Genomic DNA, 23,376 nt, shown 5'->3' on the forward strand with positions numbered 1-23,376 from the left:
TCTCAGCTACTGCAGGAGAGCTCACCACCGCAATACCATGCCGGAGTCGGGGTGGCGAGATCCTCATATTCGGGTTGTTCATCATAGGGGTGCTGCAAGGCGGCGAACAGCCGCTCGAACGGCTGCATATCCCCTGCGTCGGCGGCGTCGATCACCTGCTGGGCCAGCGCATTGCGCAGCACATACTTGGGGTTGATGGCATCCATCTGCCCCTTACGCACGGCATCCTCGCTGCCTTCGCGCATTAGCCGTGCCCGATAGCGTTCCAGCCACTCCTGCCAAACACCAGGTTCAGACAACAGGGCCAGCAGAGACGCAGGCCACGCCCCCTCTTGCGTTACCTCACCGAGACGACGAAGGAACAGGTGGTAATCCACCTTGTGGGCCGCCAGCAACCGGAACAGCTCGCGGAACAGAGCTGGGTCACCCTCCTCCCACACTGCCAGTCCGAGCTTGGCCCGCATCAGCTCGGAGTAGTGCAGCATCAGCTGCTGCTCGTACTGGGCCAACGCTGCAGCCAGCGCATCACCGTCTACATGGCCAGCCAACGCCTGCGCCAGCTTTTGCAGATTCCAGTAACCGACCGCGGGCTGCTGATCCAGCGCGTAGCGGCCCGCAGGGTCCGAGTGGTTGCAGACAAAATCGGGCACATAGGCATCGATAAAGCCGTATGGCCCGTAATCCAGCGTCAAGCCGAGCAGCGACATGTTGTCGGTATTCATTACCCCGTGACAGAAGCCCGCCGACTGCCATTTGGCAATCAACCGCGCTGTGCGGCGCACCACTTCGGCAAACAGTTCGGCGCCACTCTCCAGCTCGGGGAAGTGGTGGCGCAGCAGATAGTCGATGAGTGGCGGGATCTTCTCCCCCTGCCCGCTCCAGGCGAAATACTCGATATGGCCGAAGCGCAGATGGCTGGGGGCGGTGCGCAGCACGGTCGCTCCGGTCTCCACCAGCTCGCGGTAAACGGGCTCCTGACTCCCCACCAATACCAGCGCCCGCGTGGTCGGGATGCCGAGGGCATGGAGCGCCTCGGAGGCGAGATACTCGCGAATGCTGGAGCGCAGCACGGCGCGGCCGTCACCAAAACGGGAAAACGGCGTCTTTCCTGCCCCCTTCAGGTGGAGATCCCAGCGCTGACCATCCGGCGCCTGCTGCTCACCCAACAGCAGCGCGCGACCATCCCCAAGCCGGGGGCTATAACCCCCGAACTGATGGCCCGCATAGACCTGAGCTACCGGCTGCATACCGGGCAGTACTTTTCCCTCGCCACAACAGGCGATCCAGTCAGCCTCGCTGACGCCTCCCAATTCCAGCTCATCCAGCAAAGTCCGGTTGAGATGAAGCAACCGGGGTTGCTGCAGCGGCTGGGGGGCCACGGGTTCACAGGCCCAGGGCAACTCGGTCGCAAAAGTGTTGATCAACTTCATGGTTGTGCCATTCGTCCCTGCGTATGCTCGTGTCACTCTTTATACTGCCGTCAGCCATGCTTGTGCTCACTGGCAACCATCATTTTTCAATTCAAGGAGAAGAAGATGCAAAAATGGGTATATGCCCTGCCCTTGCTGGCACTGGCGTGGGGTCATCAGGCCAAGGCTGCCGATATTGAAGCCGGCAAAGCCAAGGCGGCGGTCTGTGCCGCCTGTCACGGCGTGGAAGGCAAGGCGATGATCCCCAACTATCCCCATCTGGCGGGTCAGAATGCCGCCTATCTGGTGAAACAGTTGAAAGCGTTCAAGGATGGCACTCGCAAAGAGCCCTTGATGGACCCCTTCATGGCGCCGCTGACCGATGCGGATATCGACAATCTGGCGGCCTTCTACGCCAGCCTGAAATAACCTCGCGTCTAACCCTTGGTTCTTCCGAGCCGCGCTTACCGTGGTCGATTAGGCTGCCTAATCGACCCTACCGCCGGCAGTAGTCGATGATCAGATCCATAAAGGCTTCGCCGAAGCGCTCCAACTTGCGGTGACCGACGCCGTTGATGGCCAGCATCTCGTCTTCGGTCATCGGCATCAGCTGAGCCATCTCCACCAGGGTCGCATCGTTGAACACCACGTAGGGCGGCACCTCTTCGTCCTCGGCAATCTGCTTGCGCAGGCCGCGCAGCTCCTTGAACAACCGTTTGTCGTAGTTGGCGTTGTCGAGCAGGCCATTGCGCTTCTCCTTGCGGCTGGAGATGGGCTGCAAGCGGGGCACCGCCAGCTCCAGCTTCACCTCGCCACGCAGCACGGGGCGGGCCGCCTCGGTCAGCTGCAGCACCAGATTGCGGGTGATGTTCTGGGTCAGCAGCCCCTTGTGGATCAGCTGGCGGATCACGCTCATCCAGTATTCGTGGCTCTGATCCTTGCCGATGCCGTAGGTCGACAGCTTGTCGTGGCCGTGATCCTTGATGCGCTGGTTGAGGGAACCGCGCAGCACCTCCACTACATAACCCACCCCGAAATTCTGCCCCACCCGCCAGACGCAGGAGAGCGCCTTCTGGGCATCTTCGGTGCCGTCATAACTTTTGGGCGGATCGAGACAGATATCGCAGTTGCCGCACGGCTTGTCGTTGTACTCGCCGAAGTAGTTGAGCAGCACCTGACGGCGGCAGGTTTGCGCCTCGGCAAACGCCGCCATCACGTTGAGCTTGTATTGCTCCACCTGCAACTGCTGGGGATTCTCGATGTTGTCGAGCAGGCGGCGCACCCGGCCGATATCGGCGGGATCGTAGAGCAGCAGCGCCTCGGCGGGGGTGCCATCGCGCCCGGCGCGGCCGGTCTCCTGATAGTAGGATTCGATGTTCTTCGGGATGTCGTAGTGCACCACGAAGCGCACATTGGGCTTGTCGATGCCCATACCGAACGCCACCGTCGCCACCACTATCTCGATGTCATCCTTGAGGAAGGCATCCTGGGTCTGCTGGCGCTGCTCGAGCGGCAGCCCCGCATGATAGGGCGCCACCTTGCAGCCGTGGCGGGATAGCCGCTCGGCCACCTCCTCCACCCGGTTGCGGCTGGAGCAGTAGACGATGCCGCAGTTGCCCTTCTGGCTCTGCACGTAGCGCAGCAGCTGCTCAGCCGCCTTGAACTTCTCCACCAGGCTGTAGCGGATATTGGGACGATCGAAGCTGGCGGTGTGGATGAAGGGATCGTTCAGCTCTAGGCGGTGCAGCATGTCGCTGCGGGTCGCCTCGTCGGCGGTGGCGGTCAGCGCCACCACAGGCACCTGCGGGAACCACTGTTTGAGCCGCCCCAGCGCCGCATACTCAGGCCGGAAATCGTGGCCCCACTGGGAGACACAGTGCGCCTCATCGATGGCGAACAGCCCGAGCGGCAGCTCGGCCAGCCGATCCATAAACTCGTGCTGCAACAGTCGCTCGGGGGAGACATAGACCAGCTTGATCTCGCCGCGGCGCATGGCGGCAAAGTTCTGGATCATCTCCTCCCGGCTCAGGGCCGAGTTGATGTAGACCGCCGCCACACCGTTGGCGCGCAGGCTGTCGACCTGATCCTTCATCAGCGAAATAAGGGGAGAAACCACCACCCCGAGCCCGGGCCGCAGCAGTGCCGGGATCTGGTAGCAGAGCGACTTGCCACCACCGGTGGGCTTGAGCACCAGCGCATCGCGCCCCGCCACGATCTGCTCGATGATTTCGAGCTGACCCGGCCGAAACTGCTGATAGCCGAAGACCGCCTGCAGCAGGGCAAGCGGACTCTCTGGCTGAGGATCTGGCAGGGTTTCGGCAATCGCGGTCATGGGCTCTCCTTTGGGGTCGCCATTCTAAAGCAGCCGCCGCCCACAATAAACCTGCCATTGCGACTGTTAAGGAACTGTTGCAGACTGGCTGGAGTTTTTACTCGGCTTTGATGACAAGGATTGGGATCAGAGAATGAAACAGATGCTCAAGAAGATGGCGCTCAGTGGCATTGCCAACCTGTTTGCCGAGAAGATGCCCTTCAACAAGCTGATCGGCATGCAGGTGACCCACTACGACTTCGACAAGGTGGAACTGCGCATCAAGATGGACGACAAACTAATCGGCAACCCTTTCCACAACATCCTGCACGGCGGCGTCACCGCCACGCTGCTCGATGTGGCGGGTGGCATGATCGTCGCTGCTTCCTGCATCGACGAGCTGGAGGAGTTCTCCCCCAGCTATCTCAAGGAGCGCTTCGCCCGCCTAGGCACCATAGATCTGCGGGTGGATTACCTGCGCCCGGGACGCGGCAACGAGTTTATCGCCACCGCCCACATCATCCGGGCTGGCAGCAAGGTGGCCGTCGCCCGGATGGAGCTGCACAACGAAGAAGGCACCCACATCGCCTTCGGTACCGGAACCTATCTGGTGGGTTGAACCAAGTTAGTGCATAAAAACCACGCGGCTAATCCACTTTTAATCATTAGATTCCTTACCCCCTCTGGCCGAACAAGGTCCATACTGATAGTCGGGATTGTGTGCAGAGGGAGGATTGCAGGCGATGAGTGCGAAACTGGCCATCAAACCATCCAGAGCCTTGTTGACACAACTCGAGTCCATGCTCGACGAGGTGCAGACACCCGAGTGTCGCCACTGGTTGGAACAGGAGCTTGAGGGGTATTCTCTCTCCTCACCCTTGCCTTGGTATCGCATCGTTCCCTGTCGGCAACGCGGTCACTTTCTGGATCTGAAGACGGGAAAATATTTGACCTGTCATATCAACAGTCAAACGCTATGCCAACGCGATCTGGCCCAAATTCAGTTCATTTATGCCCGTGAACCCGCCGCCCACTATTTGCTGCAACGCAATTCCGGTATTGAACCCTGGCCAGAACAGCTGCTGGAAGATTATCAGGAGCAGTTGATCCCCGGCCATCTATGCCTGCAAGCTTGGCATGAGCCCGTGATTTCATTACGTGCACAACTGATGGAGGGAATAGAACATTTCATTAGTGAGTACCCCAAGCACGCGGCCTTGCTGCCTCAACACAGTTTCAAGGCTTTGCGGCATCAGCACTGGCATATCTGAGTAAGCGCCTGGCGCGCAAGGAGGGCACCATAGACAAGACCCATAGCGAGATTGCCACAATCTAGAGTGCCGGAGTCAGGATCAGACTCCACCGATGGGCCACCGAGCGGTGGCCCTTTTAATGTCTGTGGTCTTGCTTCGCCCCTGAATACAGCAGGTCAGGTCACTTGGCCAGGTAACAGGTCAGCAGCCAAAGAAAATCGGGAAAACAGGAAGGATAAATGCAAAAAGGCCGCTCTATTGAGCGGCCTTTTCAAATTTGGTCGGTGTGAGAGGATTCGAACCTCCGACCCCTTCGTCCCGAACGAAGTGCGCTACCAAGCTGCGCTACACACCGATGTCTGCGGGACGGGAATTTACCGAAAGCCCAGACCCGACACAAGCCTTTTTTGCATTTGGCAGGAAAAAAAGTGCCGTTCGCTCAACTATTCAGCACTCTTTTCATCCGTTTACCGGGCTGCAGCCAGCTGGTGACATTCCGGCAACCGGCCGTCAGGCCAGGCGCAGGGATGCCGGCCCCAACAGACGGCGCTGCCAGTCAGCCACAGTGCCATGCTCCAGCCAGTCGGCTGCATGCTGGCGCCAGTTGGGGGAGATAGCAGGATTCTCCAGCAGCATCACCAGATCCGCTTCATTGCGCACCTGATTGAACAGGATATCCGCCGTGCGCTTCACCGTCAGTTCGGGATAGGGTCTGTCTACCAGCTCCATGGCCGTGTCAGGCGCGATCATGCCCTCCTCCAGCACCCGCAGCAGCCAGCCACAACGGCCATTTAGCTGCATCACCTGGGACATCTGGCCATAGCCAAAGCGCTGGTTGAGCTTGAAACAGGGGGATCTCGGCTGGCTGATCTGGATCAGCGCCTCGCCGAGTCGATAGACATCGCCAATGCAGGCTTGCACCTCGGTCAGCCCGATACCGGAGAGGTTCTCGCCAAAGGCGGCAGGTTGCCAGGGTGTACGTGGCGCAGGCAAGCCCAGCGCGGTTTGCCAGGTCTGCCACCAGCCATAGTGCTCGGCAGGATAGTAGTGGAGCGCCCGATCCGGGCCACCGTGGTGGCGCAGGTCACACTGCTCATCCCCTTCCAGACCGGCAAAGGTACAGCGAACTGGTGCAGAGATCGGTTGCTTGTGAATGGCGCTGGTGAGGCCGGGCACCAGCTCGGTGCCACGACCGCTAAAAAGGGAGATCCGCATACTCATCCTCCAGGTTGACGAGAGTAGGCGGATCTTATCATGGCGTCAGACGACGGCCTGCATCTGGGTGGTCATGGCGATCTCGGCACGACGGCGCTTCTCCGCCCTGGCCATCAGATACCAGCTGCCGAAGGTAAAGAGCGATACCGACAGCAGGATCAGGCTGGCCACCGCGTTGATCTCGGGTTTCACCCCGAGCCGCACTGCCGAGAAGACCTCCATCGGCAAGGTGGTCGAGCCCGGGCCGGAGACGAAGCTCGCCAGCACCAGATCATCCAGCGACAGGGCGAACGACATCATGCCGCCTGCCGCCAGCGAGGGGGCGATCATCGGGATGGTGATCAGGAAGAACACCTTCCACGGCTTGGCGCCAAGATCCATCGCCGCCTCCTCGATGGAGAGATCCAGCTCCCGCAACCGCGCCGACACCACGATCGCCACATAGGCGGTACAGAAGGTGGTGTGGGCGATCCAGATGGTCAGCATGCCCCGCTCGGCGGGCCAGCCCACCAGCTGGGCCATCGCCACAAACAGCAGCAACAGCGACAAACCGGTGATCACCTCTGGCATCACCAGCGGCGCCGTCACCATGCCGCCGAACAGGGTGCGACCACGGAAGTGGGGAATTCGGGTCAGCACAAAGGCCGCTACCGTCCCCAGCGCCACTGCGGCGATCGCGGTGTAGAAGGCGATCTCCAGCGAGCGGAACACAGACCCGATCAGCTGCTTGTTGTCGAGCAGGCCGAAGTACCACTTGAGCGACCAACCACCCCACACCGTCACCAGCTTGGAGGCGTTGAAGGAGTAGATCACCATGATGATCATGGGCAGGTAGATAAACAGCAGCCCCAGCCATAGCATCAGTTTGGCAAAACCGAAACGCTTCATCATGCCTTGCCCTCCAGCTCTTTGGCCTGGTTACGGTTGAAGAGGATGATCGGAATGATCAGCACCGCCAGCATCACCACCGCCAGTGCAGAGGCTACCGGCCAGTCGCGGTTGTTGAAGAACTCCTGCCACAACACCTTGCCGATCATCAGGGTCTCTGGGCCGCCCAGCATTTCCGGGATGACGAACTCTCCCACTACCGGAATAAACACCAGCATGCAGCCGGCGATGATGCCGTTTTTGGAGAGCGGCACCGTGATCTGCCAGAAGCGGGTCAGGTTGCGCGCCCCCAGGTCGGAGGCCGCCTCCAGCAGGCTCTGGTCATGCTTGACCAGATTGGCGTAGAGCGGCAGCACCATGAAGGGCAGGTAGGAGTAAACGATGCCGATATAGACCGCCAGGTTGGTGTTGAGGATCTGCAGCGGCTCGTCGATCACCCCGATCCCCAGCAAGACGCTGTTGAGCAGGCCGTTGTTACTGAGAATCCCCATCCACGCATAGACCCGGATCAGGATGGCGGTCCAGGTCGGCATCATGATCAGCAGCAGCAGAACGGTCTGGGTCTCCTTGTTGGCCCGGGCGATGGAGTAGGCCATCGGATAGCCAATCAGCAGGCAGAGCAAAGTACTGACAAAGGCCATCTTGAGGGAGCCGAGATAGGCCGCGATATAGAGCTCATCCTCCTGCAGCAGCAGGTAGTTGCCCATGTTGAGCAGGATGGTGAGCTGATTGTCGGCCCAGCTCACCACGTCGGTGTAGGGCGGGATCGCCACATCCGCTTCCGCAAAACTGATCTTCACCACGATGACAAAGGGCAGCAGGAAGAAGAGGAACAGCCAGAAGAAGGGGATGCCGATCACCAGGCGGCGCCCCCCGACCCGCTTCAGTCGTTGCAATAACTTCATGATTGCAGCACCACGCCGCTGTCATCTTCCCAGTAGAGGAACACCTGGTCATCCCAGGTTGGCCGCTTGCCGTGGCGTTCGGCATTGGCGATGAAAGCCTGAACGATTTTGCCCGAGGGCAGCTGGATGTGATAAACCGAGTGACCGCCCAGATAAGCGATGTCATAGACCTCACCCTTGGTCCAGTTGAAGTCCGGGTGCTCGATCTCCTCCGGCTTTTGCAGACTCATCAGCAGTTTTTCCGGCCGCAGGGCGTAGGTCACCTTCTTGTTCTCGGCGCGGGAGCTGATGCCGTGGCCCACATAGATGGGCTGCTCCAGATCGGCGCAGGCGATGGTGGCGTGGTCCTGCTCATCCTCCACCAGCAGGCCGTCGAACAGGTTGACGTTGCCGATAAACTCGCACACCAGCCGACTGGCTGGGGTCTCGTAGATATCCATCGGGCTGCCGATCTGCTCGATGCAGCCGAGGTGCATGATGGCGATCCGCTCCGCCATGGTCATTGCCTCTTCCTGATCGTGGGTCACCATGACGCAGGTCACCCCGACCCGCTCGATGATCTCCACCAGCTCCAGTTGCATCTTGGAACGCAGCTTCTTGTCGAGCGCCCCCATGGGTTCATCCAGCAGCAGCAACTTGGGACGCTTGGCTAGCGAGCGAGCCAACGCCACCCGCTGGCGCTGGCCACCGGAGAGCTGATGCGGTTTGCGGCGGGCATACTGGGTCATCTGCACCAGCTTGAGCATCTCCTCCACGCGGGCATCGATCTCGGCCTTGGGCAGGCCATCCTGCTTGAGGCCAAAGGCGATGTTCTGGGCCACCGTCATATGGGGGAACAGGGCGTAGGACTGGAACATCATGTTGATGGGGCGTTCATAGGGGGGCATGTCGGTGATGTCGACCCCGTCGAGGAACAGTCGTCCCTCGGTCGGGCGTTCGAAACCGGCCAGCATCCGCAGCAGGGTCGATTTGCCGGAACCGGACCCGCCGAGCAGGGCGAAAATCTCCCCCTTGTGAATATTGAGAGATACGTTATCGACCGCCAGCGTTTCGTCGAACTGCTTGCTTACCCGATCAATTTTCACCAGCACTTCTTTGCGCTGCTGACTGCCCTCGAGGGCTTTCTTGTAGGCACTGGAGGCTATCGCCATTACCAAACTCCCCAACGTGATACCAGCCTTGCGGCCGATCCATAAAAGCGATTTGGCGCCCCCGAACGGGCACCAAGGTTAGGTACCGGACTTGATCTTGGTCCAACTCCGGGTGATTAGACGCTGTACCGAGCGGGGATGTGCTTCCTGCACATAGAGTCGCTCCAGCACGGCCTGAGGGGGATAAACCTCCTCATTGTTGCGCACCGCCTCATCCATAAACTCGCCCGCCCTTGAGTTGGGATTCGCGTAACCCACATAGTCGCTGACCTTGGCGATCACTTCGGGTTGCAGGACGTAGTTGATGAGGGCGTGCGCCTCTTTGACATTGGTGGCATCGGACGGGATCGCCATCATGTCGAACCAGAGATTGCCCCCCTCTTTCGGAATGCTGTAGGCAATTTTCACCCCCTTGCCAGCTTCATCGGCACGGGCAGCGGCTTGCAGGATGTCGCCGGAAAAACCGGCTGCCACGCAGATGTCGCCATTGGCGAGATCGCCGATGTATTTGGAGGAGTGGAAGTAGGCCACATAGGGCCGTACCTTGAGCAGCAGCGCCTCGGCCTGCTTGATATCCCCCGTCGCATGACTGTTGGGATCGAGTCCGAGGTAGTTGAGGGCAGCAGGGATCATCTCGTCGGCGGAGTCGAGGAAGGCGACGCCGCAGCGAGAGAGTTTCGCCATGTTTTCCGGTTCGAAGATGGTGGCCCAAGAGTCAATCTTGTCGACCCCCAGCACCGCCTTGATTTTGTCGACGTTGTAGCCGATGCCGTTGGTCCCCCACAGATAGGGCACCGCGTACTGATGACCCGGATCCACCTTGTCGAGCTGCTTGAGCAGCACGGGATCCAGGTTGGCCAGATTGGGCAGCAGGGATTTATCCAGTTTCTGGAAGGCTCCCGCCTTGATCTGCTTGGCCAGGAAATTATTGGAGGGCACCACCAAATCGTAACCGGTCCGCCCCGTCAGTAACTTGCCTTCCAGGGTCTCGTTGGAGTCAAACACGTCATAGACGGTCTTGATCCCGGTCGCCTGCTGGAAATCGCTGAGGGTGGTCTCGCCGATATAGTCAGACCAGTTGTAGAAGTGCAGCACAGGGGCAGCCTGGGCCACATTCGCCAATCCCATGGTCAGCGCTATGGTTAGCAATCTGGTTGTATTCACGGTGTCAGTTCTCCAGTTCAGTGGTTGACCGTCTGCGCATCCATTCGCGCGGCCCATCCGGATGGATGGCATCACTACCCTCCCGGCCGAACTGCGGACCGGGAGGGGCATTCATTACTTACTTGCCGGACTTGATCTTGGTCCAGCTGCGGGTCATCAGACGCTGCACCTTGGCCGGCAGATCCGGGAAGGTGTAGATCTTCTGCAGGGTTGCCGCATCAGGGTAGATACCCGGATCGGTGCGGATCGCCTCATCCACCAGCGGGGTCGCCGCCTTGTTGCCGTTCGGGAACTGCACCACGTTGGTGATATTGGCGATCACCTCGGGCTTCATCAGGTAGTTGATGAAGGTGTGGGCCGCCTCGACGTTCTTGGCATCCGCCGGAATGGCGATCATGTCAAAGAAGCTGCCTGCCCCCTCTTTCGGAATGGTGTAGGTGAGCGCGACGCCATTCTTGGCCTCGGCTGCCCGCGCCTTGGACTGCTGCAAGTCACCGGAGTAACCGACCGCGACGCAGAGGTTGCCGTTGGCCAGATCCGAGATGTACTTGGAGGAGTGGAAATAGGCGGTATAGGGACGGATGGAGAGGAACAGCTCCTCAGCCTTCTTCAGCTCGGCCGGTTTCTGGCTATCCGGTTTGAAGCCCAGGTATTGCAAGGCGGCCGGCAGCATTTCGGTCGGTGAATCGAGGAAGGAGACGCCACACTCTTTCAGCTTGGCCATGTTCTCCGGCTTGAACACCAGATCCCAGGAGTTGACCGGGGCATCGGCCCCCAGCACGGCTTTCACCTTCTCGGCGTTGTAGGCATAGCCGATGGTGCCCCACAGATAGGGGATGGAGTACTGGTTGCCCGGATCGCTCGGCTCGAGCGCCTTGAGCAGGTCGACATCCATGTTTTGCCAGTTGGAGAGCTTGGACTTGTCCAGTTTCTGGAACACGCCCGCCTTGATCTGCTTGGCCAGGAAGGGGTTGGATGGCACCACGATGTCGTAGCCCGAACTACCCGCCAGCAACTTGGCTTCCAGTACCTCGTTACTGTCGAACACGTCATAGACCACCTTGATCCCCGTCTCCTTCTGGAAGTTATCCAGGGTATCCGGCGCTATGTAGTCGCTCCAGTTGTAGACGTGCAGCACCTTCTCTTCAGCCATTGCTCCGGCACTTGCCATGACCAGAGCCACAGAGGCAGCGATCACTCCTGTTTTGAAAGACATCATCCTTGTCTCCTAAGCAAATTGTATGCGCATGCCAACCTGCCCGACCTGCCTCAACCCTTCAGCTTTGCGGCTGTAAGATCCAGACTGCGCCTGGCCAGATCGACCAATTCATCAACCTGTTCCTCGGTGATGACCAAGGGGGGCGATATGATCATGGTATCGCCTACCGCCCTCATCACCAAGCCATTGTTAAAACAGAACTCCCGGCAAGTCATCCCCGCATTTGCCTGAGCCGGAAAACGCCGGTTGGTCTGCTTGTCCTCAACGATTTCCAGCGCGGCGACCAATCCTTTGCCTCGGGTTTCTCCCACCAGCGGATGATCGGCCAGCTCCGCCCAGCGGCGCTGCAAATAGGGGCCGATAGTATCATGCACTCGCTTAACTATGCTCTCTTTCTGCATAAGCTGGATATTGGCCACCGCCACGGCGCAAGAGACCGGATGACCCGAGTAGGTGAAGCCGTGGTTGAACTCGCCCCCCTCCTCCACCAGCCCCTTGGCAACCCGGTCGCTCACCATTACGGCGCCGAGCGGCAGATAACCGGAGGTGATCCCTTTGGCCAGACACATCAGGTCCGGCTTGATGCCAAACCCTTCGCTGGCAAACCAGTGGCCGGTACGGCCAAAGCCGCAGATCACCTCGTCGGCGATCAGCAGGATGCCGTAGTGATCGCAGATACGCTGGATCTCCGGCCAGTAGCTGTCAGGCGGAATGATGACGCCGCCCGCCCCCTGGATCGGCTCGCCGATAAAGGCGGCAACCTTGTCCACCCCCAACTCCAGAATCTTTTGCTCCAGCTGACGGGCCCGCTCCAGCCCGAACTCGTGGGCGCTCATCCCCTGCCCCTCACCGAAGTGGTAGGGCTGATCGATGTGCACTATGCCGGGAATGGGCAGGCCGCCTTGGGCATGCATCCCTTTCATGCCGCCCAGACTCGCCCCCGCCACGGTGGAGCCGTGATAGGCGTTATGGCGACTGATGATCACCTGTTTGTCAGGCAGCCCCTTGCTGGCCCAGTAGTGGCGCACCATCCGCAGCACGGTGTCGTTGCACTCGGAGCCGGAGCCGGTGAAGAAGACGTGGTTGAGATGGGCGGGTGTCACCTCGGCCAGCAGGGTCGCCAGCTCGATCACCGGCGGGTGAGCAGTCTGGAAGAAGAGGTTGTAGTAGGGCAACTGCTGCATCTGACGGGTGGCGGCATCCACCAGCTCCTGGCGGCCATAGCCCATATTGACACACCACAGGCCCGCCATGCCGTCGAGAATGCGTTTGCCCTCGGAGTCTTCCAGATAGACGCCGCTGGCTTTGGTAATGATGCGCGAACCCTTCTTGTTCAGGGCCTGAAAGTCGGTAAAGGGGTGCAGGTGGTGGCTGGCATCCAGCTGTTGCCACTCACGGGTTGTCTGCTGCATTTGTTGCTCCTCGGTTCCTTCGATTTGGCAAGATTCAGTCGTCAAACAGTTAGATGGGTAGTCAGGCGGGCTTGCATGCTCGCAGCCACAACCACTCACAGGTGGCAGCCGCCACCTGACTCGCGTTCCGGTCTCTTCGATACAGGGACCGGGGAGGCAGACTCATGCCTCCCCGTTACAGGGGGATCAGACGTTCAGCAGCAGGAACTCCCGCTCCCAACGACTGATCACCCCGAAGTAGGTCTCGTACTCTTTGCGTTTGACCGCGACGAAGGCGCGGGTGAAGCGCTCCCCCAGCATCTCCTTGATGGGCTCGCACTGTTCGAGATGGCTGAGCGCCTCCTCCAGCGAGCGGGGCAGGCTGTAGGGCAGGTCATAGGCGCTCGACTTCATCTCCGGCAGCGGCTCCAGCTTCTCCATCATGCCGAGATAGCCACAAGCCAGAGTGGCGGCCAGCGCCAGATAGGGGTTGGCATCGGCACCGGCGAAGCGGTTCTCCACCCGCCGAGCGCTCGGGTCGGAGAAGGGCACCCGCAGGCCGCAGGTGCGGTTCTCGACACCCCACTGGACGTTGCGTGGCGCGCTCTCGCCAAAAGTGAGGCGGCGGTAGGAGTTGACGTTGGGGGCCAGCAGGGCTGTCACCGCCGGGGTGTATTTCTGCAAACCGGCGATGAAGTGCATGAACTGTTCGCTGTTGCCGCCATTCGGGGTACCGAACAGGTTGTGGCCGTTCACATCTTCCAGACTCTGGTGGATGTGCATGGCCGACCCCGGTTCGTCGCTCATCGGTTTGGCCATGAAGGTGGCATAGATGCCGTGGCGGTGAGCGGCCTCACGCATTGTGCGCTTGAACAGGAACACCTGATCCGCCAGATCGATGGCATCACCATGCAGGAAGTTGATCTCCATCTGGGCGGCGCCCGACTCGTGGATCAGGGTGTCCACCTCCAGCTCCTGCGCCTCGCAGTAGTCATACATGTCTTCAAAAATGGGGTCGAACTCGTTGACCGCATCGATACTGAACGACTGGCGGGCGGTCTCAGGGCGGCCGTTGCGACCGACCGGCGGCACCAGCGGATAGTCGGGGTCCTCGTTGCGGGTGACCAGATAGAATTCCAGCTCGGGCGCCACCACCGGCTTCCAGCCCTGCTTCTCGTAAAATGACAGAACCCGACGCAGCACGGAGCGCGGCGCGATGTCGATCAGCTTGCCGTTGACGTCGAAACAGTCGTGGATCACCTGGGCAGTCGGCTCCAGCGCCCAGGGGACAAAACGGATGGTGTTGGGGTCGGGATAGAGCTGCATGTCCCGCTCCAGCGGGTCGATCATGCTGTCGTCATCCGGATATTCGCCGGTCACCGTCTGGGTGAAAATCACCTCGGGCAGACGCATGCCCCCTTCACGCAAAAACTTGTTGGCTGGGATGATCTTGCCCCGGGCGTTGCCGGTGAAATCCGGGAACAGGCACTCCACCTCCGTGATGCGATTGCTCTCCATCCAGCCTTTGATACTGTCCATGTTAAACCCCGACTTTACGGTTGCCATTGGCAAGGGTGTCTAATATATGGAACACCCTTGTTATAAAATTGTAATCAACATCACCATAAAAGCCCGCCATCAAGGGCAATGTCAAGCGGGCGTGTTTAAAAAACTATAAATAACGGCGCATATAATGACCAAGGCGGCACCAAATACTAAACACTCAAATCCGTACGAAGCCCACCCTTCTCATCGTTGCAAAGGCGATGCCAACAGAGGGTGAAGCGGGCGCCAGATCCCGACCAATCCCCCGCAGGAACGGACCATTTTTTTGCAAGGGCGCACAATCCTTATCCTATTTGCTTTGCTTGGCTGCATTTTTTTGGTACAAGGCCCGCCCTGATTTGCACTCTCTTGCATGAAACAGGTGCAAATCGGGATACAAGGGCTTGGTCTGTAGGCAGACAGCCCCCATAAACAGGGATAATTGGGTTAGTAAACTGACTGGTAGTTAATCGTATGTGTGATTTCATGACTGAAGACCAACTGGCCTTTTACAAGGGGCAGATCGAGCGACAGATCGTCGAGCTCGAAGAGCGCCTGAACTCCCAGGCCAGCCAGGCCATCGCCACCGACACCAACGAGATGGCTGATGAAATTGACCGTGCCAGTATCGAGGAAGCCCGCCGTCTGGAGCTGAACCGCATCGAGCACGACAAGCTGCACCTGCGCAAGCTGCGGGGCGCATTGAAGCGCATCAGCGAAGGGGATTTTGGTTACTGCGAATCTTGCGGTGACGAGATCTCCCTCAAGCGGCTGCATGCCCGTCCGGAATCCCGTTTCTGCGTCGAATGCCAGAGCACCAAGGAATTTAACGATACCCACGTGTTCCGTCGCGTCGCCTGATTCTTCGAAGAACCGTCACCATTCTGGTGCAACAGACGCCAGCAAGGCAGGGCCCCGCGCTCAAACCTTGCACAACGCCTCGCAGCAAGATGGTGATAAGTTCTGTTAGACTCCGGACACCTTCCGGAATCTACAGGAGAACAGAGAGTGAAATGGCTCATCAAGCTGTGTTTGTGCCTGCCACTGCTGGCACAAGCACAGGTTCTGACGGTCAAGGTCCCCAGCCGTCCCGTCAACAATCTTGACCAGGAGTACCAGTACAAGCTGCTGGAACTGGCCCTGACTCGCTCCGGGCAACCCTTTCGCATCCAGCCTGTCGAACTCGACCTCAACCAGTTCACCCTCCAGCAGCAGCTGAGCAAGGGCAAGACCATCAACGTCTTCTGGATGGGCACCTCCAGCGAGCTCGAATCCTCCCTGATTGCCGTCCCCATTCCGCTGTTTCGCGGGCTGGAAGGATTGCGGCTGTCCTTCATCCACGCGGATGCTCAGGAGAAGTTCAACCAGATCAATACCCTGGCCGACCTCAAACAGCTGAAGGCGGCGCAAGGGGTCGGTTGGGCCGATAACAAAATTCTGGAAAATGCGGGCATCCCGACCTTCTCCGGCCGATACAGCAGCCTGTTTCGCCTTATCAACGACGGCGACAAGATCGACTTCTTCCCGCGCGCCCTGGTGGAGATCTTCGCCGAGCGCAGCGAGCTGGTGGCGCAGTATCCCAACCTCGCCATCGAGCAGCATCTGCTGATCCGCTACCCCTTCGCCCAGTTCTTCTTCGTCAGCCCCGAATACCCCAAGCTGGCCAAGGCGATTCAGACCGGGCTGGAGCGGGCCTATGCCGATGGCAGCTTTATGAAGTTCTTCAATGACAACCCCAAGATCCGCGAAGCGCTCGCCAGCGCCAACCTCGATCAGCGGGTCACCATCGCCCTGCCCAATCCGGATATGACCCCGTTGCTAAAATCCATTCCGGCCCAATATTGGGAGTATCCACCGCAGGGATAAGCATCCCGAGCGCCTGACCACGAAGGTCAGGCAGCGAGAACACTGTGCGCCAGGGAGGTGCCATGAAGGGAATCCAGGAGTGGTTTGAGGAGTACGGCCAGAGCCATCGCCATCCGGTCAACGTCGCCATCCACAAACTGGCGGTGCCGGGAATCTATCTCTGCTCGCTGGCGCTGCTCTGGTGTCTGCCACACGGGCCCTTGCCAGAGCCCCTCAACTGGGCGGCAGCGGCAGCCATTCCGGTGCTGCTGTTCTATTTGCAGCTGTCGTTTTCGCTGTTCGCGGGGATGGCGGGGCTGACCGCGCTGGGACTGTGGATCTGCCACCAGTGGCAGGGGCCGCTGTTGTGGCCAGCCGTGGCAGCGTTCGTGTTGCTCTGGATAGCCCAGTTTGTCGGCCACAAGATCGAGGGCAAACGCCCCTCCTTCCTCGCCGACCTGCAATTTCTGCTGATAGGCCCCGCCTGGGTGCTTGCCAGCCTCTATCGTCGCCTGGGCATTCCCTATTGAGGAATGCCGGGCCAACAGGAGAGACCATGACACATAACCACACGCGACATAACGCCCTTCGCCGCGCCCTGCCCCTGCTGCTGGGGGCCCTGTTTGCCGGCCCGGCACTGGCCGACAAGGCCGACCCGGTCGGTGAAGTGAGCACCGCCTTCAAGCTGTTTGGCCCCAACCACAAGATCCTGGTGGAGGCGTTCGACGACCCGCGCATCGACGGCGTCGCCTGCTATCTGGCGCGCCCCAAGACAGGTGGCGTCAAAGGCGGGCTGGGCCTGGCGGAAGATCCCTCCCACGCCTCCCTGTCGTGCCACCAGATCGGCCCCATCACCCTGCCCGAAAAGCTGAAGGCGGGGGAGGAAGTGTTCGATGTCAGCACCTCGCTGGTGTTCAAGGAGCAGAAAGTGGTGCGTTTTTACGACAAAAAACGCAATGCACTGGTTTACCTGACCTACAGCACCAAACTGGTGGATGGTTCGTACAAGAGTGCAGTCAGCGCCGTTCCCATTATGCCGTGGGGACAATAACCAGCCAGTTTGTCCGGTGATAGCTGACCCATTTTGTTGTAATTTGACGACACACACGCTGCGGAGCACATACCATGAAAGTCGCCGTATTCAGTACCAAGAGCTATGACAAAGAGCATTTCAACCAGGCCAACAGCCAGTACGGCTTCGACCTGGAGTTTTTCGATGTGCGGCTGGAGGCCAAAACGGCCCGACTGGCTCACGGCTTCCCGGTGGTGTGTCTGTTCGTCAATGACGATGCCGACCGCGAGGTATTGACCGAACTGGCTGCCAACGGCACCCAGGTGATTGCCCTGCGCTGCGCCGGTTACAACAACGTGGATCTGGCCGCCGCCAAAGAGCTGGGGCTGAAAGTGGTGCGGGTGCCCGCCTACTCCCCCGAGGCGACCGCAGAACACGCCGTTGGCATGATGATGTGCCTCAACCGCCGCATCCACAAAGCCTATCAGCGCACCCGCGACGCCAACTTCTCGCTGGAAGGGCTGGTCGGCTTCAACATGCATGGCAAGACCGTTGGCGTCATCGGTACCGGCAAGATCGGTCTGGCCGCCCTGCGCATCCTCAAGGGCTTCGGGGTTCGCCTGCTGGTGAACGATCCTTACCAGAATCCGGCAGCCATCGAGCTGGGGGCCGAGTACGTGGATCTCGATACCCTGTTCCGCCAATCCGATATCATCAGCCTGCACTGCCCGCTGTTCAAAGAGAACTACCACCTGTTGAACAAGGAGGCATTTGCCAAGATGAAGGACGGGGTGATGATCATCAACACCAGTCGTGGCGGCCTGCTCGACTCCAACGCCGCCATCGAGGCACTCAAGACCTCCCGTATCGGCGCACTGGGGCTGGATGTCTACGAAGAGGAAGAGGATCTCTTCTTCTCCGACAAGTCCAACGAGGTGATCACCGATGACGTGTTCCGCCGCCTGTCTGCCTGCCACAACGTGCTGTTCACCGGCCATCAGGCATTCCTGACCCGCGAGGCACTGCACGCCATCGCCGATACCACCCTCGGCAATATCCGCGCTATCGAGAGCCAGGGCCGCTGCGACAACGAAGTGGAATAATCCTCTCGCACCCGTAGCCATGAACGACAGAGGGAGCCATTCCCTCTGTTTTCCACACCGACATGCTCCCCCCCTGTGTATTTTCCCCTGCGCCCTCAATATCCGGGGAGCCGGGTTGTGAGACCCGACGTCATCGGGTAGGCTACCTGCCCTTTTTTATTCAGGAGTCTGGCGCCCATGTTTATCGGATTTGATTACGGCACCTCCAACTGTGCCGTGGCCGTGATGGAACAAGGTAGCCCCAGGCTGCTGAATCTTGGCGCATCCCGCTATCTCCCCTCCACCCTGCATGCCCCCCACCGGGATGCCATCGCCGGTCTGTTGGCCGAAGGGCTGGCCCCCGCCCAGCAGGCGGAGTACCTCAAGCTGCGTGGCCCCGTGGTCACCCGTGCCCAGATGGTTCGCCGCCAGATGCGCGAAGAGGGACTGATCGACGAGCTGAGCTTTGGCGGTGCCGCGCTGGAGCGCTATCTGGAAGAGCCGGACGACGGCTACTACATCAAGTCACCGAAATCCTTCCTCGGCGCCTATGGCCTCAAAGCCCCCCAGATCGCCCTGTTTGAAGACATCGTCTGCGCCATGATGCTCCATGTCCGTCAGCAGGCGGAGCAGCAGCTCGGCGCCCCGATCCGCCAGGCTGTGATCGGTCGCCCGGTCAACTTCCAGGGGCTGGCGGGGGAAGAGAGCAACCAGCAAGCTATCGCCATTCTGACCGAGGCGGCCCGTCTGGCCGGTTTCGAGCAGGTGGAGTTCCTCTATGAACCGGTGGCCGCCGGGTTTGAATTCGAGGCGCGCCTCACCGAAGACGCCGTGGTGCTGGTGGTGGATATCGGCGGCGGTACCACCGACTGCTCCATGCTGCGGATGGGCCCCAGCTACCGCGATCAGCTGGATCGCAGCGGCGATCTGCTCGGCCACAGCGGCCAGCGGATCGGCGGCAACGACTTCGATATCCGCCTGACGGTGGAGGGGATGATGCCGCTGCTCGGCATGCACGAGACCCTCAAGACCGGCAAGCCGCTGCCCCACCCGCTGTTCTGGGATGCGGCCGCCATCAACGACGTCAGCGCCCAGAGCCGCTTCTACAGCCTCGACACCGCCCGCCAGCTGCAGGATCTGCAGCTCGACAGCCAGCCCGGCAGCAAGCTGGGGCGTCTGGCCAGCCTGCGAGCCCACAAGCTGAGCCACCAGCTGGTGTGGCGTGCCGAGCAGGGCAAGATCGCCCTCTCGGAGCAGGAACTCAATCGCCAGTCGCTGGCCGAGCTGGAAAAAGGGCTGGAAGCGGAGCTGACCCGCGAACAGCTGGCCAACGCCTCGGCCCTGCTGCTGGAAAAAATTGGCGAGCTGATGGACGAAGCGATTGCCGCCGCCGGTGTGCAGCCGGATCGCATCTTCGTCACCGGCGGTAGCGCCCGCTCGCCGCTGATCGCCAGCTTTATCCGCCAGAAGCTGCCGACCATCCCGCTTGAGGGTGGCGATGACTTCGGCTCGGTAGCCGCCGGTCTCGCCCGTTATGCCGAGCGGCTGTTCGCCAACTGAGCCCTGAGATAGCGTAAATCGATGGCAACATCACCCGTGTGTTGCCATTAAGCGACAGTCGTGCGGGACAAGGGGCGACAGAAGCGGTCGGTCGTCCCCTCTCCCGCCCTGCTCCCGACTGCCCAAAAAGGGTATTCTTGACGCTCCCCCAACCGGAGCCCCCTCATGCCCAGATTGCCCTTTTTGCTGATCCCCCTGTTACTGCTCGCTGGCTGCAGCTCGACCGCCTTTGTTCAGCAAGATCTGCAACACCACCACTGGGTACTGAGCAAACTGGATGGCCAGCCGATCAAGGCCCCCCGCGACAATCCCCCCGATTTCGAGATCGGCGAACACTTCACCGTCAACGGCCTCGCCGGTTGCAACCGCTACTTCGGACAAGGCCACCTGGAAGATGACAAACTGTGGGTCACCAGTCTGGGCAGCACCGAAATGGCCTGTATGCCGCCGCTCGACACTATCGAACAGGCCGTACTGACCACCCTTACCGAGGGGGCGACCTTGAGCGGCACCTGTCAGAACCTGATCCTGCAGGGCAAACAGCACCGTTTGGAATACACCTTGCGCGACTGGGTGTTCTAGCGCTCACAAAGCCGCATCACAAACAGGAACATGTTGTCCGGCTGTGGCACAATATGAGGCAGAGTTCGCAATGGAGGCTGCCTCAGCCATGTCGATGGATCGTCTGTTTGACAAGATCAAACAACTCCCCACTATTCCCAAGCTGCTGCACGAGTTGATGCAGAGCTTCAACGACGAGAATGCCCGCATCGACGAGATTGCGGCCAAGATCGCCATGGATCAGGTGATCAGCGTCAAGGTGCTGCGGATGGCCAACTCGGCCGCCCTGCGCCGGGGCAACGAAGTGACTTCTATTGAACAGGCGGTGATCCGGCTCGGCTTCAACCGGCTGCGCTCCGTGGTGGTCGCCTCCGGCATCATCGGCACCTTCAAGGCCCCGCCCAGCTTCGACAAGAACAAGTTCTGGACCGAGACCTTCCAGGTCGCCACCATCGCCAAAACCCTGGCGCAAGAGGCCAAGGTGATGGATCCCGAGACCGCCTTCACCTGCGCTCTGATCCACAACATCGGCGAACTGCTTATCCAGAGCACCTTGCCGGAGGAGGCCGAGCTCATCAACATGGCGATCCAGAACGGCAGCAGCCGAGTCGAGGCCCAGCGGGAGATGCTGGGCTACGACTATGCCCAGCTCGGTGCCGAGCTGGCGCGGCGCTGGAACCTCTCCGAGGCCTTCGTCGATGCCATCTCCCAACAGCTTGACCCGCTCTCCCACGATCCGGTCAGCAAGGAGGCGGTGCTGATCCGCCTCGCCGTGTTTATCTCCTTCGCCTGGAACGCTGGCGTGCCTGCCCAAGCCATCATCGCCCGCTTTCCCAAACCGCTCGCCGATCAGCTGGGACTGGATCCCAAGTCGCTGGCAGGCCAGCTCGAAACACTGCATGAACAGGGTAATGCCCTCGCCGATCTTCTGACTCAATAAGCATCATGACCCATCCGTTTCTGTTTCATCCCCAGGTGGCGCCCTGGTTCAAAGAGAGCGCCGACGCACTGCAATTGACCCTTTTTAGCGAGCTGAATGCGCCGATCCGCGAGGTGTGGCTACGCCACGAGCCGGATAACGAGGAGTACCTGATCCCGATGACGGCGGTCTCCACCCGCGATCGGCTGCAGGTGTGGCAGGCGACCCTGCCGCTCATCAAGGGACAGGATATCCACCTCTACAGCTTCAAGTGCCTCACCGACGAGGAGCAGTGGTGGCTGCACGGGGCGGGCGTCAGCGCGTCCATGCCGCCACGGGAGCAACATTTTCGCTTCAACAGCCTGCACCAACCACCGGCCTGGGTGCAGGATCAGGTGTTCTACCAGATCTTCCCCGACCGCTTCTGCAACGGCGATCCGTCGCTGAGCGTCAAGCATCACGAGTATGAATACCGTGGCAAGGCGGTGATCAGCAAGGCGTGGGGCGAGCCGGTCAGTCGCCACGAAGAGGGCCACGGCGCCTGCGAATTTTACGGCGGCGATCTGGCGGGCATCGATGCCAAGCTGCACTACCTGCAATCTCTCGGGGTGACGGCGCTCTACCTCAACCCCATCTTCGATTCGCCGAGCAACCACAAGTACGACACCCAGGACTACTTCAAGGTGGATGCCCACCTCGGCAGCAACGAGCAGTTCGCCGAGCTGACCCGCAACCTGCACCAGCGCGGCATGAAGATCATTCTGGATGCAGTGGTCAACCACACCTCTACCGAGCACCCCTGGTTCTGCCCGCCACTGGGGGCCCAGAGCAACCCGGACTCCCCGTGGCGCAGCTTCTACACCTTTGACAAAGAAGGGGATTACGTCAGCTGGAAGGGCATTCGCAGCCTGCCCAAGCTCGACTTCTCCTGCGAGAAGGTGCAAGACGCCGTCTATCGCGCTGACGACGCCATCCTGCGCTACTGGATGCGCGCCCCCTACCAGATCGATGGCTGGCGCTTCGACGTCATCCACATGCTGGGTGAGCGCGGCACCGCCGAGGGCAACAGCGGCCACGTGCGCGCCATTCGCGGGGCGGTGAAGCAGGAGAACCCGGACGCCTACGTGCTGGGCGAACACTTCTTCGAGGCGAGCCAGTGGCTGCAGGGGGATCAAGAGGACGGCGCCATGAACTACTACGGCTTCGCCCATCCGATCCGCGCCTTCCTGGCTGGCAAGGATATCGCCTACCACCCCATCAAGATCAGCGCCGAAGAGCTGGATCGCTGGCTCAAGCTGGCGCGGGCCCATATCCCGTTCAAGAACCAGCTGGCCCAGTTCAACCTGCTGGACAGCCACGATACCGCCCGTTTCCTCCATCTGCTGGGCGAGGACAAACAGCGGATGCAGCTGGCCGCCACCCTGCTGCTCACCTATATCGGTGTGCCGTCTATCTACTACGGCGATGAAGTGGGACTCTCCGGCGGCAACGACCCGGACTGCCGCCGCTGCTTCCCGTGGGATACCACAGACTGGGATCACGTGCTGCACGACCACTATCGTCGGCTGATCCAGATCCGCCGCCAGCGCCCCTCGCTGCGCCGTGGCGATATCCAGACCCTCTACGCCGGGCCCCACAGCTATGTGTTCGCCCGTACCCTGCAAAGCGATCAGGTGGTGGTGGCCTGCAACCGCCATCCTAGTGAGCCGCGCACCATCAGCCTGCCCCTGTGGCAGACCGCCAGCCCCGCCAGCCGTTTCACCGACGCCTTCAACGGCGAGAAGTTTGAAGTGGTGCAGGGGGAGCTGCAGCTGACCATTCCGGCCAACTCGGCCCGGGTGCTGATCTCCAGCTGAGCGAGCAACTTACGCGCTGAAAAACAAAACCGGAGCCCAAGGCTCCGGTTTTTTATTCCGTTCAATCCACCATGACGTCTGGCCCCTAAC

General features: G+C 60.3%; 22 protein-coding genes and 1 tRNA gene. 12 read left to right on the forward strand and 11 right to left on the reverse strand.

The genetic code is table 11. The features are described 5' to 3' along the window. Positions 1 to 2: 2 nt before the first annotated feature. On the reverse strand, positions 3 to 1,430 hold the full coding sequence (locus tag A9G06_RS13020; protein ID WP_069555509.1) for a YdiU family protein: 1,428 nt from the start codon (positions 1,428 to 1,430) through the stop codon (positions 3 to 5). A 105-nt stretch (positions 1,431 to 1,535) separates the two neighbouring features. Here A9G06_RS13020 and A9G06_RS13025 point away from each other — a divergent pair, with 105 nt between their 5' ends. Further along, complete coding sequence (locus tag A9G06_RS13025; protein ID WP_005340687.1) at positions 1,536 to 1,838, forward strand: cytochrome c; 303 nt, start codon at positions 1,536 to 1,538, stop codon at positions 1,836 to 1,838. Between the two features lie 67 nt (positions 1,839 to 1,905). Here the strand turns inward: A9G06_RS13025 and recQ are convergent, their stop codons facing one another. After that, the gene (gene recQ / locus A9G06_RS13030) at positions 1,906 to 3,741 is read right to left on the reverse strand and encodes an ATP-dependent DNA helicase RecQ (protein WP_069555510.1); all 1,836 of its coding nucleotides are present in this window, start codon (positions 3,739 to 3,741) and stop codon (positions 1,906 to 1,908) included. A 133-nt stretch (positions 3,742 to 3,874) separates the two neighbouring features. Here recQ and A9G06_RS13035 point away from each other — a divergent pair, with 133 nt between their 5' ends. Together A9G06_RS13035 and A9G06_RS13040 are read left to right on the forward strand one after the other, a co-directional pair. Next, positions 3,875 to 4,339: a thioesterase family protein gene (locus tag A9G06_RS13035; RefSeq protein ID WP_042054246.1), complete on the forward strand. Its 465-nt coding sequence runs from the start codon at positions 3,875 to 3,877 to the stop codon at positions 4,337 to 4,339. Positions 4,340 to 4,463: 124 nt separating this feature from the next. Beyond that, a complete protein-coding gene (locus tag A9G06_RS13040; RefSeq protein WP_005356927.1) occupies positions 4,464 to 4,991 on the forward strand; it encodes a hypothetical protein in 528 nt (175 codons plus the stop codon). 260 nt (positions 4,992 to 5,251) lie between these two features. Here the strand turns inward: A9G06_RS13040 and A9G06_RS13045 are convergent. The 9 genes from A9G06_RS13045 to A9G06_RS13085 form a co-directional block, all read right to left on the reverse strand. Further along, positions 5,252 to 5,328: transfer RNA gene (locus A9G06_RS13045), tRNA-Pro, on the reverse strand. A 155-nt stretch (positions 5,329 to 5,483) separates the two neighbouring features. Then, on the reverse strand, positions 5,484 to 6,188 hold the full coding sequence (locus tag A9G06_RS13050; RefSeq protein ID WP_069555511.1) for an MOSC domain-containing protein: 705 nt from the start codon (positions 6,186 to 6,188) through the stop codon (positions 5,484 to 5,486). 45 nt (positions 6,189 to 6,233) lie between these two features. Next, positions 6,234 to 7,076 carry an ABC transporter permease subunit gene (locus A9G06_RS13055; RefSeq protein WP_041202837.1) on the reverse strand — a complete coding sequence of 281 codons (843 nt, stop codon included), beginning with the start codon at positions 7,074 to 7,076 and terminating at the stop codon, positions 6,234 to 6,236. Next, complete coding sequence (locus A9G06_RS13060) at positions 7,076 to 7,981, reverse strand: ABC transporter permease subunit (protein ID WP_069555512.1); 906 nt, start codon at positions 7,979 to 7,981, stop codon at positions 7,076 to 7,078. The genes A9G06_RS13055 and A9G06_RS13060 overlap by 1 nt, the downstream gene beginning before the upstream one ends. After that, complete coding sequence (gene potA, locus A9G06_RS13065) at positions 7,978 to 9,132, reverse strand: polyamine ABC transporter ATP-binding protein (RefSeq protein ID WP_005340704.1); 1,155 nt, start codon at positions 9,130 to 9,132, stop codon at positions 7,978 to 7,980. Before potA ends, A9G06_RS13060 begins: the two co-directional genes overlap by 4 nt. A gap of 78 nt (positions 9,133 to 9,210) precedes the next feature. Beyond that, complete coding sequence (locus A9G06_RS13070) at positions 9,211 to 10,296, reverse strand: polyamine ABC transporter substrate-binding protein (protein ID WP_005355476.1); 1,086 nt, start codon at positions 10,294 to 10,296, stop codon at positions 9,211 to 9,213. Positions 10,297 to 10,414: 118 nt separating this feature from the next. After that, positions 10,415 to 11,512: an extracellular solute-binding protein gene (locus A9G06_RS13075; RefSeq protein ID WP_005340709.1), complete on the reverse strand. Its 1,098-nt coding sequence runs from the start codon at positions 11,510 to 11,512 to the stop codon at positions 10,415 to 10,417. A 53-nt stretch (positions 11,513 to 11,565) separates the two neighbouring features. Further along, on the reverse strand, positions 11,566 to 12,927 hold the full coding sequence (locus tag A9G06_RS13080; protein WP_005355478.1) for an aspartate aminotransferase family protein: 1,362 nt from the start codon (positions 12,925 to 12,927) through the stop codon (positions 11,566 to 11,568). Positions 12,928 to 13,113: 186 nt separating this feature from the next. After that, complete coding sequence (locus A9G06_RS13085; protein ID WP_013723370.1) at positions 13,114 to 14,445, reverse strand: glutamine synthetase family protein; 1,332 nt, start codon at positions 14,443 to 14,445, stop codon at positions 13,114 to 13,116. A gap of 480 nt (positions 14,446 to 14,925) precedes the next feature. On the opposite strand from A9G06_RS13085, the gene A9G06_RS13090 reads away from it, so the two are divergent. From A9G06_RS13090 to malZ, 9 genes are all read left to right on the forward strand, one after another. After that, a complete protein-coding gene (locus A9G06_RS13090; protein WP_005356952.1) occupies positions 14,926 to 15,312 on the forward strand; it encodes a TraR/DksA C4-type zinc finger protein in 387 nt (128 codons plus the stop codon). A gap of 147 nt (positions 15,313 to 15,459) precedes the next feature. Next, positions 15,460 to 16,317 carry a hypothetical protein gene (locus A9G06_RS13095; RefSeq protein WP_069555513.1) on the forward strand — a complete coding sequence of 286 codons (858 nt, stop codon included), beginning with the start codon at positions 15,460 to 15,462 and terminating at the stop codon, positions 16,315 to 16,317. A gap of 62 nt (positions 16,318 to 16,379) precedes the next feature. After that, a complete protein-coding gene (locus A9G06_RS13100) occupies positions 16,380 to 16,826 on the forward strand; it encodes a DUF962 domain-containing protein (protein ID WP_069555514.1) in 447 nt (148 codons plus the stop codon). Positions 16,827 to 16,852: 26 nt separating this feature from the next. Then, positions 16,853 to 17,347, forward strand: coding sequence for a CreA family protein (locus A9G06_RS13105; RefSeq protein WP_005355485.1), 495 nt, complete (start codon positions 16,853 to 16,855; stop codon positions 17,345 to 17,347). Positions 17,348 to 17,421: 74 nt separating this feature from the next. Continuing rightward, positions 17,422 to 18,411, forward strand: a complete 990-nt coding sequence (locus A9G06_RS13110; RefSeq protein WP_005340720.1) for a 2-hydroxyacid dehydrogenase — start codon at positions 17,422 to 17,424, stop codon at positions 18,409 to 18,411. 177 nt (positions 18,412 to 18,588) lie between these two features. After that, on the forward strand, positions 18,589 to 19,950 hold the full coding sequence (gene yegD / locus A9G06_RS13115; protein WP_069555515.1) for a molecular chaperone: 1,362 nt from the start codon (positions 18,589 to 18,591) through the stop codon (positions 19,948 to 19,950). A gap of 165 nt (positions 19,951 to 20,115) precedes the next feature. Then, on the forward strand, positions 20,116 to 20,532 hold the full coding sequence (locus A9G06_RS13120; RefSeq protein ID WP_069555516.1) for an META domain-containing protein: 417 nt from the start codon (positions 20,116 to 20,118) through the stop codon (positions 20,530 to 20,532). Between the two features lie 70 nt (positions 20,533 to 20,602). Then, the gene (locus A9G06_RS13125) at positions 20,603 to 21,451 is read left to right on the forward strand and encodes an HDOD domain-containing protein (RefSeq protein ID WP_064341032.1); all 849 of its coding nucleotides are present in this window, start codon (positions 20,603 to 20,605) and stop codon (positions 21,449 to 21,451) included. Between the two features lie 5 nt (positions 21,452 to 21,456). Then, a complete protein-coding gene (gene malZ, locus A9G06_RS13130; RefSeq protein WP_069555517.1) occupies positions 21,457 to 23,286 on the forward strand; it encodes a maltodextrin glucosidase in 1,830 nt (609 codons plus the stop codon). Positions 23,287 to 23,376 lie beyond the last annotated feature (90 nt).

The sequence above is a fragment of the Aeromonas sp. DNP9 genome, from assembly GCF_001728955.1.
In the GTDB taxonomy this organism is placed as follows: Bacteria; Pseudomonadota; Gammaproteobacteria; order Enterobacterales; family Aeromonadaceae; genus Aeromonas; species Aeromonas veronii.